Annotated in this window: 12 protein-coding genes; 3 read left to right on the forward strand and 9 right to left on the reverse strand. The window is 44.3% G+C overall.

Features of this window, described 5'->3' with window-relative positions:
* Window positions 1–12 precede the first annotated feature (12 nt).
* Window positions 13–1,602 (forward strand): gamma-glutamyltransferase family protein, encoded by a 1,590-nt coding sequence (locus PNUC_RS06115; protein ID WP_011903004.1) that lies wholly within the window; start codon window positions 13–15, stop codon window positions 1,600–1,602.
* A gap of 7 nt (window positions 1,603–1,609) precedes the next feature.
* Here the strand turns inward: PNUC_RS06115 and PNUC_RS11180 are convergent, their stop codons facing one another.
* From PNUC_RS11180 to PNUC_RS10830, 3 genes are read right to left on the reverse strand one after another with little or no spacing between them, the layout of a single operon-like run.
* Window positions 1,610–2,947: an ATP-dependent DNA helicase gene (locus tag PNUC_RS11180; RefSeq protein ID WP_011903005.1), complete on the reverse strand. Its 1,338-nt coding sequence runs from the start codon at window positions 2,945–2,947 to the stop codon at window positions 1,610–1,612.
* A 36-nt stretch (window positions 2,948–2,983) separates the two neighbouring features.
* Complete coding sequence (locus PNUC_RS06125) at window positions 2,984–4,537, reverse strand: bifunctional diguanylate cyclase/phosphodiesterase (RefSeq protein ID WP_011903006.1); 1,554 nt, start codon at window positions 4,535–4,537, stop codon at window positions 2,984–2,986.
* The gene (locus PNUC_RS10830; protein ID WP_052294000.1) at window positions 4,534–5,844 is read right to left on the reverse strand and encodes an HD-GYP domain-containing protein; all 1,311 of its coding nucleotides are present in this window, start codon (window positions 5,842–5,844) and stop codon (window positions 4,534–4,536) included. The genes PNUC_RS06125 and PNUC_RS10830 overlap by 4 nt, the downstream gene beginning before the upstream one ends.
* A 118-nt stretch (window positions 5,845–5,962) precedes the next feature.
* Here PNUC_RS10830 and PNUC_RS06135 point away from each other — a divergent pair, with 118 nt between their 5' ends.
* Window positions 5,963–6,976, forward strand: a complete 1,014-nt coding sequence (locus tag PNUC_RS06135) for a glycosyl hydrolase family 8 (protein ID WP_011903008.1) — start codon at window positions 5,963–5,965, stop codon at window positions 6,974–6,976.
* Window position 6,977: 1 nt separating this feature from the next.
* The gene (bcsG, locus tag PNUC_RS06140) at window positions 6,978–8,522 is read left to right on the forward strand and encodes a cellulose biosynthesis protein BcsG (RefSeq protein WP_011903009.1); all 1,545 of its coding nucleotides are present in this window, start codon (window positions 6,978–6,980) and stop codon (window positions 8,520–8,522) included.
* On the opposite strand, the gene PNUC_RS06145 is transcribed toward bcsG, so the two are convergent.
* From PNUC_RS06145 to PNUC_RS06170, 6 genes are read right to left on the reverse strand one after another with little or no spacing between them, the layout of a single operon-like run.
* A complete protein-coding gene (locus PNUC_RS06145) occupies window positions 8,519–8,893 on the reverse strand; it encodes a tetratricopeptide repeat protein (protein ID WP_011903010.1) in 375 nt (124 codons plus the stop codon). The two genes, bcsG and PNUC_RS06145, sit on opposite strands and share 4 nt — an antisense overlap.
* A gap of 11 nt (window positions 8,894–8,904) precedes the next feature.
* Window positions 8,905–12,720: a cellulose synthase subunit BcsC-related outer membrane protein gene (locus tag PNUC_RS06150; RefSeq protein WP_011903011.1), complete on the reverse strand. Its 3,816-nt coding sequence runs from the start codon at window positions 12,718–12,720 to the stop codon at window positions 8,905–8,907.
* A gap of 4 nt (window positions 12,721–12,724) precedes the next feature.
* The gene (locus PNUC_RS06155; protein WP_011903012.1) at window positions 12,725–15,454 is read right to left on the reverse strand and encodes a glycosyltransferase family 2 protein; all 2,730 of its coding nucleotides are present in this window, start codon (window positions 15,452–15,454) and stop codon (window positions 12,725–12,727) included.
* Between the two features lie 6 nt (window positions 15,455–15,460).
* Window positions 15,461–16,162: a hypothetical protein gene (locus tag PNUC_RS06160; RefSeq protein ID WP_011903013.1), complete on the reverse strand. Its 702-nt coding sequence runs from the start codon at window positions 16,160–16,162 to the stop codon at window positions 15,461–15,463.
* Window positions 16,162–16,506 carry a diacylglycerol kinase gene (locus PNUC_RS06165; RefSeq protein WP_011903014.1) on the reverse strand — a complete coding sequence of 115 codons (345 nt, stop codon included), beginning with the start codon at window positions 16,504–16,506 and terminating at the stop codon, window positions 16,162–16,164. The genes PNUC_RS06160 and PNUC_RS06165 overlap by 1 nt, the downstream gene beginning before the upstream one ends.
* A 29-nt stretch (window positions 16,507–16,535) precedes the next feature.
* Window positions 16,536–17,360 carry a GGDEF domain-containing protein gene (locus PNUC_RS06170; protein ID WP_011903015.1) on the reverse strand — a complete coding sequence of 275 codons (825 nt, stop codon included), beginning with the start codon at window positions 17,358–17,360 and terminating at the stop codon, window positions 16,536–16,538.
* Window positions 17,361–17,371: the final 11 nt, after the last annotated feature.

Genomic DNA, 17,371 nt, shown 5'->3' on the forward strand with positions numbered 1-17,371 from the left:
TAGATTAGAACTATGTTGATTTCCCCTCCCTTTGGTGGCGGCCGCGCCCCAGTCCTCGCTAAAAATGCCGTAGCCAGCTCACAGCCTTTAGCCACTCAAGCGGGTATTGAGGCCTTGCAAAATGGTGGCAATGCCGTAGATGCCGCCTTAGCAACCGCAATCACACTGACCGTTGTTGAGCCCACCATGAATGGCTTAGGGGGCGATGGCTTTGCCTTGATTTGGGATGGCAAAAAACTCCATGGCATGAATGCCTCTGGTCGCGCTCCGGCCGCCTGGACTCCGGAATACTTTTCTGGCAAAGCGGCAATGGATCTGATTGGTTGGAATACCGTGACTGTTCCAGGCATGGTTTCTGGTTGGATTGAGCTCTCGCGTAAATTCGGCAAACTGCCTTTTGCGCAACTCTTTAAACGCGCCATTGATTATGCGGAGAATGGTTTTCCAGTTTCACCGGTAATTGCACGTCAATGGCGTGAAGCCATTCCGATTCTAAAAAATCAACCTGGGTTTACTGAGTCTTTTTTGATTGATGGCAAAGCGCCTACAGCTGGTCAACTCTGGCGCTACCCTGCGCAGGCAAAAACTTTGCGCGAGATCGCTGACACTGAAGGCGAATCTTTTTACAAAGGTCCTCTTGCAAAAAGTATGGTGGACTTTGCTCAGGCTACTGGTGGTTGTTTGACGATGCAAGACTTTGCAGACAACAAGCCAGACTGGGTCGAACCTCTAGCATTTGATTATGGCGAATACACCCTTCATGAAATCCCCCCCAATGGCTCTGGTATTGCAGCCCAAATGGCTTTAGGGATTTTGCAAGCAGCCAATGCAAAACAATATCCCGCAAATTCTGCGCAACGTATTCATTTGCAGATCGAAGCAATGAGGCTGGCTTTTGCGGATGTCTACACCTATCTATCAGATGCGCGCTCAATGCAAGTACCGGTAACTTCGCTCTTAGATCGCGATTATTTGGCGACTCGCGCCGTATTAATTGATCATCAAAAAGCGGGCACCTATAGCGCAGGTGATCCCCACTCTGGCGGCACTGTTTATCTATGCGCCGCCGATGAATCCGGCATGATGATTTCTTATATTCAGTCTAACTTTAAAGGCTTTGGTTCAGGTGTAGTTGCGCCAGGTGGCATCGCCTTTCATAACCGCGGCATGAGCTTTAGCTTACAAGAAGGCCACCCGAACCAAGTATCACCAGGTAAGCGGCCCTTCCACACTATTCTTCCCGCTTTTCTCACCAGGGATGGTAAGCCATCGATGGCTTTTGGTGTGATGGGCGGCAATATGCAACCTCAAGGTCATATCCAGTTTGTGATGCGTTTTGTAGATGAGTACCTGAACCCACAAGCCTGCTCTGATGCCCCTCGTTGGCGTATTGATGATCTTGGCAAACTGACAGTTGAAGCTGCGATGCCCCAAGGAGTGGTTGATGGTTTAAGGGCGCTTGGTCATGAAGTGGCAGTCCAGCCAACGAATAGCCTAGACTTTGGAAGCGCTCAAGCAATTGCTAAATTGACTGAAGATGTTCACTCAGCTTTTATCGCTGGCAGCGATCACCGCCGAGATGGATTAGCTGCAGGCTTTTAAAGAAAGGCTAGTTTTTATCTGCTGTTGGTAAGCAATTGAGATAGAAACGTTTGATCTCTTGATCACAACTCACGTCTCTTGGCTCAATCGGCCTTTGAAGAGAGATCCCTTCAATTGTTTTGCAGCGACTAAGCGCTACATAGACCTGCCCTGATGCAAATGCGCCAGATGAGAGATCGACCTTAACCTTATCAAGCGTTTTGCCTTGACTCTTATGAATGGTTACTGCCCAGGCCAACATTAATGGGATCTGCACATAGGTGCCAATAATTTGGGGGGAGATTTTTCCTGACATCATGTCATGGTCGTAGCGATAGGACTCCCACTGATGGCCAATTACCTCAACGGTATTGGAGTATGGGCCGTTTTGCACCATCACCTTGACTTTATCTGGCAATAGCTCACGCACTACCCCTATCGTGCCATTGACCCAGCGCTTTGGAAAACCCGGGTCAGTAGCAGTAAACATCACCTTAGCTCCAACCTTCAGCACTAAATTGTTAGGTGATGGTAAGTTGCGTTCATCAATATTGAACTTACCAGTGGTTTTGCCGTTATATACCTTGCCCTCTGCGGTAATTGCCCGCAAGCCGGTACCATTAATCTGGTCAGCCCTAGCGTTAGTAGTTGTCAGGGTGATCATTTGCTCATCTACCTCGGCATTGTCTCTGTAGCACTGTGCGTTCAGAGTGTCGATAGCTTCATCCACGTCCTGATTAATGCGAATACGGTTTAGCAAGCCTGCAAAGTGCTCATCCTTTTGACGGAAGATTTTCGATAATTCCACCATCGTGACTTCTTTGCGATGCAAGGCCATGGCACAAAAGAAGTATGGCCCCTCATAACCACGATCTGAAAGCACTTGCATGTCTGCACTCGACACAACCGGCGGGAGCTGAAATAAATCACCAACAAACATCACTTGGATACCACCAAATGGCTTGCCCTTTTGCGGACCATTTTCCCGCAAGAACAAATCCATCGCATCGACCACATCTGCGCGCACCATGGATATCTCATCAATAATGAGCAAGCGAATATCTTTATAGAGGCGCTTATCACGTAACGGCTTAATGTCTTCTTCAGGAAAGATTAAGCGTGGGGGCAATCTAAAGAAGGAATGAATAGTCACTCCTTTAACTTGCAATGCAGCAACCCCTGTAGGTGCAACAACTACTACGTTGCCAGGAATAGTCTCTCGTAAGTAGCCAATTAAAGTCGTTTTTCCAGTGCCCGCTTTGCCGCTGACAAAAATATAGGGGTCATGACGCTCAATAGCCTCAATGACTGCCTGATAGTCAGGGGTTATTTCAATTTCTGAGGATTGGGGGGTGGAGCTCGACATCCCCTATTGTTTCATGTATTGACTGATCGGCTCAAATCAAGAAATGTCCCGAAAGATATTGGCTACCAAATCTTTACCATAGACCTTGATTGCATTACGGCCACTAGATTTAGCCTCATACATAGCCACATCCGCACTATTCATCAAATCAGCATCGTTTAAACCATGAGCGGGATATAAAGCCACACCAATACTTGCGCTTGTAGTGATAGCGCTTCCACCTAGGTCTATTGGCAGGATAAGTGCCGTACGAATTTTTTCAGCCAGCATCACCGCAGTCTCTTCGGTACCAACACCAGGAAGAAGGACTACAAACTCGTCACCGCCGATACGAGCGACGGTATCAGAATCACGCAAACATTGGCGCATTCTGGCAGACACCTCGGTCAACACCAAATCACCGGCGGTATGCCCATGGATATCATTAATCGTTTTGAGGTTATCTAGGTCGATAAACAGAATGGCCAAGGCCTCTTGATTACGCTTGCACGCTGCAATAGCATTGGACAGTCGATCTGAAAATAATGTGCGATTAGGCAACTTCGTTAAAACATCATGGTGAGCATGATATTCATTTTCTGCATTCCGACGATAAGTAGTCAGCAGGAAATACGTTCCGATAAATAAAACCAGGATACTAAGAGCGCTAGCAACTAGACCTCCTGAGCCATTCTTGTACCATTTGGAAAGATATAAAGTTTCAGGGACAACAGCGCCGACTATAAAAGGGAAATCAGTCACCCGACGATAGGAGATCACTCTCGGAACAGGGGCTGTATTTTGCCTCGTAAAGCCAGTGGAATCCGTAAAGATCACCCCATTAGAATTTTCCCCTTCAGCCAATGATTGCTCAATTAGAGTATTGGTATTGACCTTACCTATCAAATCGTCAGCAAAAGGCCAGCGGGTCAACAGTGTTTTGTCACCTCGGTACAAGGTAATGGATGAGCCATTACCTAGATTTTCTCCAATTCGCTCATATAGCGTGGAGAATACCTCTACTGAAACACCAACCAATATCAAGCCTAAGAACTCGTTATGTTTGCCATTCACTCTACGAGCCAAATAAAACATCCACTTGCCATTTCCCTTATTTCTTACGGGAACGCTATAAAACGTATCAGGGCTATTGTGATCTTTTAGATAAATAAAATAATCCCGATCCGCTAAATTAATTTCTGGTGCTGGATAGGATCTAGAAAAATTCAGTACCTTGCCATCGTCCCCTACAAAGGTGGTGACATCCAATATGGGGTTGGATTTAGTCTTTTCTTCAAGCAGTTCGAATTGTTTCTTATTGGAGGCAAACTCTCGGTAGCTTTTCTCATTATCAATTTTTGCTACCACGACGACATCATCAATACTTTTCAGAACGGTATTAGCCGAAAAAATAATTTGAGAGGTATGCTCAGCCAAAATTAATGTTAAGGTCGCTAGCTGATCAGCGCGATCCTCCATCGTATTTCGGCGCAGTAGATATCCTGAAATTACCGCATTAATCACGAATATGATGGCTAGAACAATCGATGCTCCCAGGATAAGGCGGGAGTTGCGCCGAACATTAGAGTCTGCTTCGAAGCTAATCGTCATGCGGAGTCTCCATACATTTCGGAGATTCTCAAGAAATTGTCTTTTTCCTGAATAAAGGCCTCGACAATACGCGGGTCAAAACGCACGCCTTTTAGTCTAGCGATCTCTGAACAGGCCTCTTCATGCGACCACTTTCCCTTGTAAACCCGCTCATTCACTAAAGCATCATAGGTATCTGCTAAGGACATCAACCTAGCCGCCAAAGGAATTTCAGGGCCCTTAAGTCCAAGCGGATAGCCTGAACCGTCCCAACACTCATGATGGCCTCCAGCAATCTGAATTGCGGCATCTAAGACATGGGTGTTTCTTGCATCTTTTTGTTTGGCGGAATTGAGAACATCCCGACCTAGATTGGTATGGGTTTTCATGGTCACCCACTCTTCATCACTGAGTTTTCCTGGCTTTTTCAAAATTTCATCAGGAATGCCCACCTTGCCAATGTCGTGCAATGGGGCTGCTTTAACGATGTCTTCAATTGTTTTGGTGGATAACTCATCTATATATATCCCACATGAGTGCAATCTCTCAGCAAGTGCCCGCACATAGTTTTTCGTACGTAGGATATGGTTACCAGTTTCGTTGTCACGCACCATCGAGAGTGCATTTAGACTATTAAGCATCACATCTTCAATCGCATGAGAGCTTTTTCTATATTCATGCCATAGCTTTTCGAGGTAATAATTAGTGATCAAGCTGCAAATAGTGGCAATAGAAAGTATCGCGCCAATACGTAATGCAAAAGCCCAGCCATCCTCTAAATAAAGCGTTCCAGGATGATTATCTTCGCTAAACGCCAATAATGAACGGGTAATACGAGTACCAAGCTGAAATAACTCAACGCCAAGTAATAATTTAATTTGATAGGCATCATCTTTCTTCACTAGCTGACTCAACACTGCAATCTGCCAAATGCAAAAGAGGCCTAGAACTATATTCATTAAATGAATACGTTCGTGCGTTTCACCAACACGCAGTAAGTAAATATAAGCTATCGAAGTGCTAACAACGATGATCCCAGCAGCGAGCTTACTTGTTTGCTTTAAAGAGCCATTCCAATAGCTAAACAATAAAGAAATATTGGCCATCCCTGCGATCAGGGATAAATTAGCAACAGCTAAAACAACCCTACCGCCCCATGGGGCAGCAAAATAACACAACATAGACAGCGCTAAAAGGCTTAAGCCCATAGGCCAATGAGTGACCCTGAATTGAGCACGATCTTCATCCCTATTCGCCAAGAATCGGGCCATCAATCCAATGAGGACGATGAATATGGCAAGGTAAAAGGTTTGGTTTGCTAACTGCATTCAATAAACTAATGAAAAATAGGCTATATATAAGCCGATACTCCATAATATAACCCTTATACCCGTCTTTCCTCCCGCGAGATTCGTGTTACCCAATATCTAAGATTCAATCATTCCGATGACTTTTTCCCCATTACTTCGATCTTGGCTTGTGACTATAGCCCTTGGGGTAATCTCCAGTAATGCAATTTGTGCAGATCAAGATTGGCAACAGTTTAAAAATGCGTACATCCAGAATGGCCGAGTAATTGATAGCGGTCAGGATGGAATGAGTCATACCGAGGGTCAAGGAGTAGCAATGCTCCTTGCGGTTAAAAATAATGATCCCCAAACATTTGAACTCGTCTGGAATTGGACGCAGCACAATCTTCAAGTTCGAGAAGATAAGTTACTCGCCTGGAGCTGGTCCCCCACTCAAGGTGTGATGGATACTAATAATGCAAGTGATGGTGATCTATTTATCGCCTGGGCCCTCTCTCAAGCCTATACGCGTTGGCAAGAACCACGCTACCTTTTTTATGCCTTACAAATTAGTCAATCAATTCGTGAAAAACTCATACGTAAAACGAACTTTGGTACGGTCATTCTTCCAGGAGCATTTGGCTTTGAAAAACCAGAAGGCCTCAAGCTCAATCTGTCGTACTGGGTTTTTCCTGCAATTACCGAGTTAGCCGTTCTCGATCCAGCGCCAGAATGGAATGAGCTTCAATTGACTGGACTGCGCTTACTTGAGCAAGCGCAATATGGAAAATGGAAGTTGCCGCCTGATTGGCTAATGTATAAGGATGGCATTAGCACTCCAACCGATGGAAACCGCTTTGGCTACGATGCAGTCCGTATCCCCTTGTATCTTATTTGGGGGAATCAGGCTGGCAACTCGAATATGAAGCCTTTTCAATCTTTTTGGAGCTCATTTCAGGGGCAAGAATTCCTACCGGCCTGGGTTGACCTTAAGACCGGGGATATCGGAACGTACAATGCATCATTGGGCTTTCACAGTATCGCTGCCCTCACCCTTTCCTACCCTCAGATTGATTTAGCCCAACTCCCGAACTTTGATCCTACAGAAGGCTATTACTCCTCCATGCTCTATCTATTTACAAAGTCTGCTGTCGAGGATCTAAAAAAATAATATGGGACTTTGGGCATTTTATTTTCTGATCAAAATTATTCTGTTTTATACGGGATATATTAATTTTCATTTCTTCGTCAATCTGGCGTTTGCACTGGCTTTAATTTTTTCTCATGCACGCCCACGGCTTCTTCAAATAAAGCGATGGGTAGCAATTCCTATTGGCATCATTCTTTTTTACTTCGATAGCCCGTTGCCACCATTGAGAAATATCATTGCCAAGCTGGATCAGTTGCTGGGATTTAGCTTTAATTACTATATTGAATTATTGGGACGCATCTTAGATTGGCGGATCCTTGTAGCGTTAGCAGTGTCATTTGTGATCTATTACGCACTATCCAAAAAAATTCGCATGACGACAATTGCAATGCTGGCTATTTTCAGTGTCCTTTTGCCGTTTCACTCCAATTCCAGCATGCAGGCTTATGACTCAGATGGTCAAGTGATTGGCATTCCGAGTGATGCAGTGTTGACTGAATCATTAGATGGCTTCTTTGTTGAAGAATCTGGGCGCACCGGCTTTAATCGCTCACAAAAGGCCAGTGGACAAGCCTTTGATATCTTGGTCATCAACGTTTGCTCACTCGCTTGGGATGACCTGAAATACGTCAAGGAAGAAGATAATCCCCTCTTTAAACGCTTTCACTATTTATTTACTAGCTTTAATTCAGCTTCCTCTTATAGCGGGCCATCGATCATTCGCTTGTTGCGCGCAAGCCGCGGTCAACAAGATCAAAGAGATTTATATAAAAAACCAGTTGAGGACTCTTTACTTTTCAATAATCTCAAAACTGCTGGATTTCAAACGCAGTTCGCCTTAAATCATGATGGTAAGTACGGCGATCTTTTACAGGAAATTCGGACTGATGGTGGTCTGAGCGCTCCCCTCTTTGACAATAAACAGGCTACACCTTACTTAAGGGCCTTTGATGGATCGCAGGTTTACGAAGACTATTCAGTGCTATCTAATTGGTGGGATGCGCGGATGAAGCTACCCGCTGAGCGAGTGGCCCTTTTTTACAATACGATCACCCTGCATGATGGTAATCGTGCCCTAGATGGAGCAAGACTAGAAAATAGTGTTGAAACGTATTCTCGTAGACTACATAAGCTACTGGAAGATGTTGATCGCTTCTACACTAAAGTGAATAACTCCGGCCGCCAAGTAGTGATTGTGTTTATACCGGAGCATGGGGCAGCTATTCGCCGCAATAAGAATGAAATTGTCGGTATGCGGGAGATTCCAAGCCCTAATGTCACCAACATCCCGGTTGGGATCATGCTGACCAATAAGTCAGATAGCCCCTTCAAGACAAATAGAATTGATCAACCTACAAGTTATTTAGCAACATCAGAATTGATATCAAAGTTTGTTGCCAAACCTCCCTTTGGAGCAAGTACCGGCAACTTAGAGGCTTATTTGAAAGATCTTCCCTCTACCCGCTTTGTAGCTGAGAATGAAGATTCTGTGATTATGAAATTTGGCGCCTCTTACTACTTCCGCTCCAACGATATCAACTGGAATTTATTTGATACCGGAAATTAAGGTTTAGTCTCTGGCCAAAGCGCTGGGATATCAACTGCTTTTTCAGTGCTGGCAGAATTTCCTAAAGGGTCAAGATAAATTACCTCACCGGTAACGCTCACTGATGCTCCTTGCTGGGCGATATTGCGGACCACATTGAGATTTGCCTTGATATCAGGACTATTTGGATTTAGACGAAACGCCCTCTCCAAAAGAATTAATGCCGTCTCTACATCATTCGCCTGTAATGCGTAAAGAGCCCTTTCGTTTAATTCCCCGGGAAGATAGGGATCAAACTTTGGCGCATTCGGTATAGGCTGCGCATTGACAGTAAAGCTAAGGCACACAACGAATGCTATAAATATAGAAGAAATGATGGTTCGCTTAGTCATATTTTTCTATATCAAAAATGCGACGTTGGAATAACAGGTTGAGTCTGTAAAGGCACTGGGTGGGGTGCGGTCTCATCGAGAGCAATACGAACATACAAGACAAAGCTATTAGGCGCATAGTAAGGCGAGCGTTCCAACTTCAGGCGGTTACCTACAAATACAGATGGGGTAAGTTGATACTCCCAAGCAGCTAAGAGAGAATAGGCGCTACCTGGGCCAGAACTGGCGGAGTAATACTGAGGCACTCCTCCATTGTTAGCATTTGCAGCATTTTGATAAGCTTGATTAGTCGGAAAATATGGCGCTGCATCTGTGCGAGACCAATTGGTGGATACCGACCCGCTCAAGACATAAGAGAGGCGTGCAAAACGTTGGGACCAACTCAAGGGTAAAGTTGCTGAGCGGTAACTCTGTGGGCTGTAATAACCACCCTGCCCATAAGTAAACTCTCCCGAATTTTGCTTGAAGCCCCACAGCATTCCAGTAAGACCACTTGTAAGTTGGCGATCCGTTTCATTGATGATGCGCCAGTTAAGTCCAGCCATAAATTGGTTGTCACTATTACTTTGCACATTGGTTCCGGTAAGGCTACGTGCTCTATAGAAAGCCCAGCCCCCAAGCGTTTCACCTTGATCCAAACTCATACTAAGAGTTCCGCCAGTAGCGACCATTCCGCCCCAGATATTTCCGGTGACAGGATCACGCGCTCCTGCATAAGAGAGCATCGTGCTCGTCATGGGCCGTCGCGATAGCTCTAATGAAACACCTAAGGGTCCAAAATCGCCTTTTTGCTTTATTCCGCCGATCCAGTTTTGCGTCAAGAATCCAAGCGGCGTTGTGCCTATGTCAGCCTTAAAGTTTTGCTTCTCATAACCTACGTTAAGTGCTGTACCTGAGGCAGATTGATTGGAGAATGAGGTAGGGCAGCTAGCTCCACAAGCCGCTAATGTGCCAAAAGTAGTATTGCCTGCAGCAATGGTTCCAGCATTAATGTTGACTTGATCAGCGCGGAAGGTCATTCTTTCATCAGAGCGCAATGGCATCCTCCATTCCAAAGGAATCTCGCTGGCCCTGTATTGGGACTGACCAGGCGTTCCGTTCAACGAAAGATAGTCAACTGCTCCATCAATCCAATTGGTCCGCAAATCCAGCATGTCCGCCATTTGCTTATATTGATAAGCGCTGCCAGATGCGACTGCCGAGGGCTCCAACACTGGTGGCTCAATGTGAAATACCGAAACACCCTCTTTTAAGTTTGTGGTGGTATTCGCATTGCTATTCATAGTCAGCGATTGCGCAGAAGAGTTAGTTGGCTTGAGTGTCGATAGGCTCCGGTAATTAGAAAGAGGCACTGGCGATAAGGCTAAAGCGCGCTGCTCAATATCAATTGCCTTATCTAGATAACCTTCCCTTCTTTGTATCTGGCTATCGAGATACATCATTTTGTAATTATTCGGGGAAGACGTCATCAAAGGCTGCAAAAGCTGATTGGCTTCTTTAATATCGCCAGAACGAATCATCACATTGATATCTTGTAGCTCGGAGGCCTGCTTTAAATCTGCAAAATCTTGTATCTGTCCAGGGTTTAATTTTTGACTAGCAAGATACTGCATCTGTTTTTTAAAGGCATCACCTTCATCATTGTTGAATAAGTAATTGGCATAACGTAAATGCCAATTTATAGAAAGTATTTTGTTTTGCTCCTGAATTTTTGCAAAAAGAGCATCGCCTTGTTCACGCTTACCAATCGACGCCCAAGATGTTCCTACTGATGCAGAGAGATCCGGGTCATTGGATACCTCGGCCTCAAGTGAGGTGAGGCGAGCAGCTGCCTCATCCTGCTTACCTTGGGCATTGAGTATATTTACCTGAGCCAATTGCAGATCTAGCCAAACACTTCTTTGAAAGCGGCTGATTTTGGGCGTTCTATCGGCCAAAGGAATCTGTTCTAGGACTTTCAAGGCAGCCTGATTTTGATCTAAACCCGACAAATACAGTGAATAGGCATATAAACCCTCAACATTATTGGGATGTTTTTTGACAAACTGATCAAACAACGCAATTCCATCTTTAGGGTGATTTATTTTGGCGTACAGGCGCGCTAAATCGAGTCGTAACCATACGTCGTCTGGCTCAAGCTCTACAGCCTTATTTAATAAAGCAATGGCTGTATTGGTATCACCCGCTTTTAAAGCCTGTCGAATTTCATAATCGAGATCGATACGAGCATATTTACCCTTCTCTTCACCAGTCAGGGGTGCTTTGCGAAGTTGTTCCAAGACTGGTTTGAGCTCATCATCTCTTTCTAGTCGATTTAAGACATCCGCATAAGTTAAACGTAATGAGGCATTTGCCAGGGCGGGTTTTGCCAAACTCGCTTTCAGCAATAGCAATGCCTCTTCAGACTGATCAATACTGAGTAAGTAAAGGACGTTTGCGTTAATCATCTCTGAATCATTAGGGGCCAGCCTGAGACCCTCCTTCATCAAGCTAAGACCCTTATCTTGCAAACCCCCATCCTCATATTCACCTGCTAACTTAAACCGTAGCCAAGGATTTAGTGGCTCAAGCTTCAATGACTGCAGAAGATATGCAATTGCTTCATCACGCTGGCCTTTAGCAATGAAGTCATCGGCTTGCGCGCTCAATATTTTGACCCGTAGGTAGTCGTAACGCTTACCTTCAGGACTATTTTGAGGTGCTTGAGCATTAATCAGGGCTAAAGCTTCTTTTTGTTTGCCGCTATCAATTAATAGTTGCACTAGGCCCCGAATAGCAATGCCGTTGTCCGCCTCGATGTTCAACGCTTCACGAAATTGCTTCTCTGCTTCGCGAGAATTACCCCGATCATCCTCAATGGTTCCTAGGACTGCAATCGCCTCGGCACCCTGAGGCTCAAGAGCAATCGCTGCCCGAATCTTTTCAAGTGCTAGCGGAAAGTTCTTTTTATCTCGAGCCTCTTCAGCTTGATGTATCTGCATCCAATATTGACTGGTAGAGATCAAACTTTTCCACTTACCGCTATTTTCGGGATTCAGCGTCAATGCTTTTTGATAGTATGTAATAGCTTCTTCGTAGCGACCTTGCCGCATCCGAATTACGCCCATGCCGCCCAAGGCAAGATAATCATTTGGTAGCGCTTTAAGCGTGTCCTGCAAAGGCTGCTCTGCTGCTGCAATATCGCCTTTATCCAGAAGATCTAATCCCACTTGGCGACGGCGTAACAAGGGATCATTAGCAATTCGATTGCGTTCCAGTAAAACTTCTTTTTCTGCTTGCCAACGCCCTGTAATTTCTTGATTGTGGGGATCAATCCTTAAGTAATCTTCATAATAAGGAATAAGGTCGGTTCCAGGCTCTTGGGCATTGAGCGCCTCCCGCCAAACTTGAAGCACACGCTGCTTATCTACTTTGCGTACGTTATATAGAGCGGCAAGGTTACTAAACGCCTCGTCACGGGTTGCTTTTTTCGAGCCTAGCAATGCATCCAAGGCCAAGGCGTATTGCACATTCTTCCGATCGGACTTAACAAGCACCTCTAAGCCTGCACGAGCCTCATCCCAACCCCCAGGAGTACTAGCAATAATTCGGTAATACCCCACAGCCAAATCCCCATCAGGCGGTCCTTTAGGAAACTTCTCTTTTAGGAGTGCATGAGCCTCGGCTGGTTTTCCACTTTTGAGAAGGATGGTTGCCTGTGTCAGTGTGCGACGGGCCTCCATATTCTCTTGCCTACTCAAACCATCGTCAGCAGCCAAAGCACTACCAGCCCACAAGCAAATCAGCAAGGCAAGACTAAAGCGAGATAGTTTGGCTATAGGTTTCAAAGAATTACTTCGCTATCTCTTTTTTTAACTCGGCATGCTGCTTTCGATCGTCTGTAACTTCTCCGATAAAGAAGAGATACGACAGAATTCTTCTCAGATTGCTTACAGCTAAGGCAAAGACCATCTTAGTTCCCTGCCCATAAACAAAGCTTACGATTTTAAAGAAGTTACTGTTATCTACAATAAATTCAGCGCCGAGAATCACTTCATCACCATCTTTAATGACGCGCCTAATGATGCAATCCATACGATGCTCACGACGCGTGACTCCACGCACTGAAATTTCTACTAATTCATTATCATGAATAGAAAATGGCAAGCCCACCTTAACTCCAACGCCAGTAAGAGAAATATCAAATCCCCAACCCACTAAAGTTGCATCTAGTTTCGGGAAATAAATTGTCATTTTTTCACCGGCACGTAAGCGTGGAAACTTACGTGCCTCCTGATGGTCAGCCAGGCTAATTGTATAAACAATTGCCAGGTAAAGTAAGTAGATTGTCCAACTAGCCACGCCCGTAATCGCATAGAACCAAACATAAGGGTTAAATAGCATCACTATGAATTTGCCAACACTCTTGGCAATATAAGTGAAGTATCCCGCTGAATTTTCTCGGACAGCCTTTAAACCTAATTTTGTTAATAAATATAGCTGTAATTTGGATTGCTTGAGTTCCGCACTTTCATCCCATACCCTTTGCCAACGACCGCTATCTCCGTAAACATAAGCAATAGCTTCGGGGCTGGCAATTTTCTCTGGGGGAAATTGGGTGCCACAGAAAAAATGATCGCCCTCTTTTTGCATACGAACAATCGTCGCTGTAAATTGATATGCATTCCCATAACTGTCAGCTGCATCTAAAGTAACTTGATCACCCGCTTTAAGCTCAGTTGATAGAGGTAATTTGAAACCAATTCCACCAGCAGAAATGTCAACAACCTCAACAGACACTTGATCAGAACTACCTAGGGCCTTGACGAGGACGGTACCGCCGCCGCTAATTCGGTAATAAGCACGAATCTGACGCTTCTCCCAGAAAGCCCCAAGAGACATTAGACCAAGCCATATATTGATACAACACCAAATTGCAGTGATGATGATGTTTTCATGCCATATCGGCTCTAAATTCCAGCGAATTGCCGCGATGGCAATAGAAATGCCGTTAATGGTGATTAAAACGAATAAAGGAAAAGCATCCCAACTCAACTGCTCTTTCTCAAGAGTCTTCCCTTTGGGGGTTACCAAAAACTTTTGCTTCCAAGGGTTTAATAAGACTGGCATCAACTCCCGAATCATTCTGAAGCCTTTAACAGTTTCGTAGATCTCTGAGAAGAATATTTGGCGCGAACCAGCAAAGAAATAAGAGATCACCACCAAAATACTTAAGGCATAAGGAACCGTGAAATCTACCATTTCATGCCAATTGGCCGCATATACATTCAGACCCAATATTAAGAAAGCAGATGGGGCCAAGAAGAAGATGTAGCGAGCAAAGCCAAATAACCAAGAATAGGAGGAGGCAAAGTAGGCGAGCCGCTGAGGAAGACTGAGCCCCCTCATAAATAAGGGGTTGTAATGCATAAGCACTTGTAACATCCCCTTGGCCCAACGTGAATGTTGAGTTAAATAGTCCGAAGGGGTCTCAGGAGAAAGCCCACAAATCATTGGCTTGTTGATATAACTACTGTTATAGCCATGTGCATGCAGGATGAGTGAAGTTTCACAATCCTCCGTAATTGTCTTAATGGCTATACCGCCTACTTCCATGAGGCATGATCTTCTCAATACTGCTGCAGAACCACAAAAGAAAGCAGCATTCCAAAAATTCATGGCCGGCTGAATTTTTCTATAAAACATTTCACTTTCATCGGGGCGATTAGAGATGCCGGTAATCACATTGTTGACTGGCGTCTCGTTGATAAAGAAATGCGGAGTCTGAACCAAGAACATCTTAGGATCACTTAAAAACTGCCCTACTGTGTTTTGGAGGATATCTTTAGTAGGCACCTGATCACAATCCAAAATGAGAATTAAATCTCCTCTGGTATGTTGCAGGGCATGATTTATGTTTCCAGCTTTGGCTTTCTGGTTAGTTTCTCGAGTGAGGTAATGTACCCCAAGAGTTTTGGCAAGTCTTCTTAAGCTATAGTGGCGACGCCAAGCTTTGGCACCAGATTCCTTGCTTCGTCGTTTGGCGTGAGTACCCCCATCGTCCAATATATAAATATTGAGCTTATTTTTAGGGTAGTTAATTTGGGTAGCTGCCGTCACCGTCATACGGACGATTGCCTCTGATTCATCATAGGTAGGAATAAAGATGTCCACTGTTGGCAACAATGATTCTTCTTTGGACAAGGGAATGATGTCGTCTGATATCGGGGAGAAATTGACAAACATGTCCAGCAAAAACAGGGTGAACCCATACAGCTCAGCCAGAAACAGTAAGGCCATACCAATAAAGTCAAAGAAGCCGGTATATATCAAGGTGTCAAAGATGCGCCATGCGATGTAGCGGCAACTAACAAATAATGCTAGAACGATAAAAATTGAGCGCCAAGGTTGGTTACGAAAATGCTTTACCTTGGACATCAAATAAATAATGAAAAAAGAACCCCAGCCAAGATATAACTGGCCACCAAAATTGAGTAGCTCTTCAGAAAAATAGATAGTTAAGCAAATACCTATTGCAAATAAGAAAAGGCTAGCATTGATTTTTGAATGGCGATCTTGCATCTGCTTTTACCGATATATCAACTGAACGAAATACAGCCACATTGGCTCGATGCCTACAGTCATCACTAGCACAGCAAAAAAGAGCAACAAAACTGTAAATACCAGCTTGAGACCAAAAGAACGAATTGGCTGGATATCTAAATCAACAATATTGGGGTCCAGCTTTAATTTACCTAACTCCACTTCCGTAGGATTCCAGTAAACCTCAAACGCATTCAAGGCCCAATCTTCACCGGTACGAATCAATTGCCGACTGAATCGACACTGTAAGGACTCGCGATCTGATAAAGCATTTAAAGCCCCTTCTGATAAATAAAGCTCGCCCACTCCAGCAGACTCAGCTAAAAAACTAGCTAACTCGACCGAACGCTCATCTTCCCTTAAGTTAGTAAAGGGATTGGTATAAGAAACAATCCCAATAGTGACCAGATTGATGGGGGCTAAATAATTTTTTGCGTTTAATGCATCCAACTCTTTTTGAATGGCAATAGAAGCATTTAAGGCATCACCCGAGCTCGAAAAGGTGTAAATCGTTTTTGCAGGTGCACTTTTTAGTGGAAATCCATGGAATTTCTGCGTAGTTTGTTTGATGAGCCCCAAGATCGCATCAATAGGTGTATCACCAGAGCCTGCACCTAGGGGCAATCGATCGCCTTCCTCAAATCGAGAAATGCGATGTACTTGAAAGGCAGCTAAAAACTCACTCATTAAAAGAATGGCGATAAGTACCGAATAAAGATTAAAACAATGGCTAGCACAATAATCATGACTGCTGCGGCACCCAAATCCTTGATCTTCTTAATCTCGGGATGCTCATCCAAGGTAATCAGATCACAAGTTTTCTCAATGGATGTGTTTAAGGCCTCAACTGCCAAGAGAACCAAAGATAAAACTGCAATTAAAACGGTATAAACATTAGGCTTGTAGCAGAAAAATCCAATAGCTATGAAAACTAGAAACAACTCTCTCTTAGCAGAATTTTCCTTAATTAACTCTTTTATTCCATTAATAGCATTACTAGTTGCTGCGAATAAGTTTTTATTTTTTTGCATTACTTTCCAATAATTAATCGGCTAAACAACTAGCAACTCCAAGATTCAGTACGATTTCGACCATTAGATTTTGCCAAATATAGGGCCTCATCAGCCCGCTTATAGCCAGAATTTAATATGACTTTAGGGCGAATTTCCCCGTTAAGGACGGGATCAAAAATGGCAATGCCGATACTTACCGTAATAAACACCTCATGCCCATCAACCACCACCGCAACGGAAGAAGCAATTTTTTTACGCAGGCGCTCTGCAACATCAAAGGCCAAAGCCTCTGAACTCTCAGGCAACACAATTAGAAATTCTTCCCCACCTACGCGACCAAATATATCAACTACCCGCAACTCCCCTTGACAATATTTTGTAAGGCTTTGTAAAACCAGATCTCCTGCAGGATGGCCATATTGATCATTCACTTTCTTAAAGTGGTCAATATCGAGCATGAGAAAGGCGACTGGAATATTGCTACGCAATGCTCTTTCAATTTCTAGCTCCGCCCTATTAAAGGTTTCGGGACGACTTGTAGCCTGCGTTAGGGAATCGGTCTTGGAAGTCCGATCTAGGATAAAGTTCTGCTCCTCAAGCAAGGCTATTAACTTTTTAATTTGGCTCATCGCCAATAAAAGCAGGCTTGATATTACGAGGGAAAAAATTGCTTCATCGATGCTGTATTGCTGGGATTGATACATCTCGATTAAGGGCTCAATCCGTCGCTCAGTCATGAGGAGCAGCCCCAATGCTAAGACCCCGCTGGACTTGCGAAATGCTGCAGACTTAAAAAATATAGTGGCTGCATAGCTGGCAGCAAATAGCTGCAAGATTATTGCTAGGACATAAAAAAAGATTGCTATATACATTTTTGATGCCG

The sequence above is a fragment of the Polynucleobacter asymbioticus QLW-P1DMWA-1 genome (assembly GCF_000016345.1).
GTDB classification, from domain to species: domain Bacteria; phylum Pseudomonadota; class Gammaproteobacteria; order Burkholderiales; family Burkholderiaceae; genus Polynucleobacter; species Polynucleobacter asymbioticus.

Excerpts from the sequence above, each read along its gene's own strand:
- PNUC_RS06115 (WP_011903004.1), top strand. The coding sequence starts at position 13 with ATGTTGATTTCCCCTCCCTTTGGTGGCGGCCGCGCCCCAGTCCTCGCT.
- PNUC_RS11180 (WP_011903005.1), bottom strand. The coding sequence starts at position 2,947 with ATGTCGAGCTCCACCCCCCAATCCTCAGAAATTGAAATAACCCCTGAC.
- PNUC_RS06125 (WP_011903006.1), bottom strand. The coding sequence starts at position 4,537 with ATGACGATTAGCTTCGAAGCAGACTCTAATGTTCGGCGCAACTCCCGC.
- PNUC_RS10830 (WP_052294000.1), bottom strand. The coding sequence starts at position 5,844 with ATGCAGTTAGCAAACCAAACCTTTTACCTTGCCATATTCATCGTCCTC.
- PNUC_RS06135 (WP_011903008.1), top strand. The coding sequence starts at position 5,963 with ATGACTTTTTCCCCATTACTTCGATCTTGGCTTGTGACTATAGCCCTT.
- bcsG (WP_011903009.1), top strand. The coding sequence starts at position 6,978 with ATGGGACTTTGGGCATTTTATTTTCTGATCAAAATTATTCTGTTTTAT.
- PNUC_RS06145 (WP_011903010.1), bottom strand. The coding sequence starts at position 8,893 with ATGACTAAGCGAACCATCATTTCTTCTATATTTATAGCATTCGTTGTG.
- PNUC_RS06155 (WP_011903012.1), bottom strand. The coding sequence starts at position 15,454 with ATGCAAGATCGCCATTCAAAAATCAATGCTAGCCTTTTCTTATTTGCA.
- PNUC_RS06160 (WP_011903013.1), bottom strand. The coding sequence starts at position 16,162 with ATGAGTGAGTTTTTAGCTGCCTTTCAAGTACATCGCATTTCTCGATTT.
- PNUC_RS06165 (WP_011903014.1), bottom strand. The coding sequence starts at position 16,506 with ATGCAAAAAAATAAAAACTTATTCGCAGCAACTAGTAATGCTATTAAT.
- PNUC_RS06170 (WP_011903015.1), bottom strand. The coding sequence starts at position 17,360 with ATGTATATAGCAATCTTTTTTTATGTCCTAGCAATAATCTTGCAGCTA.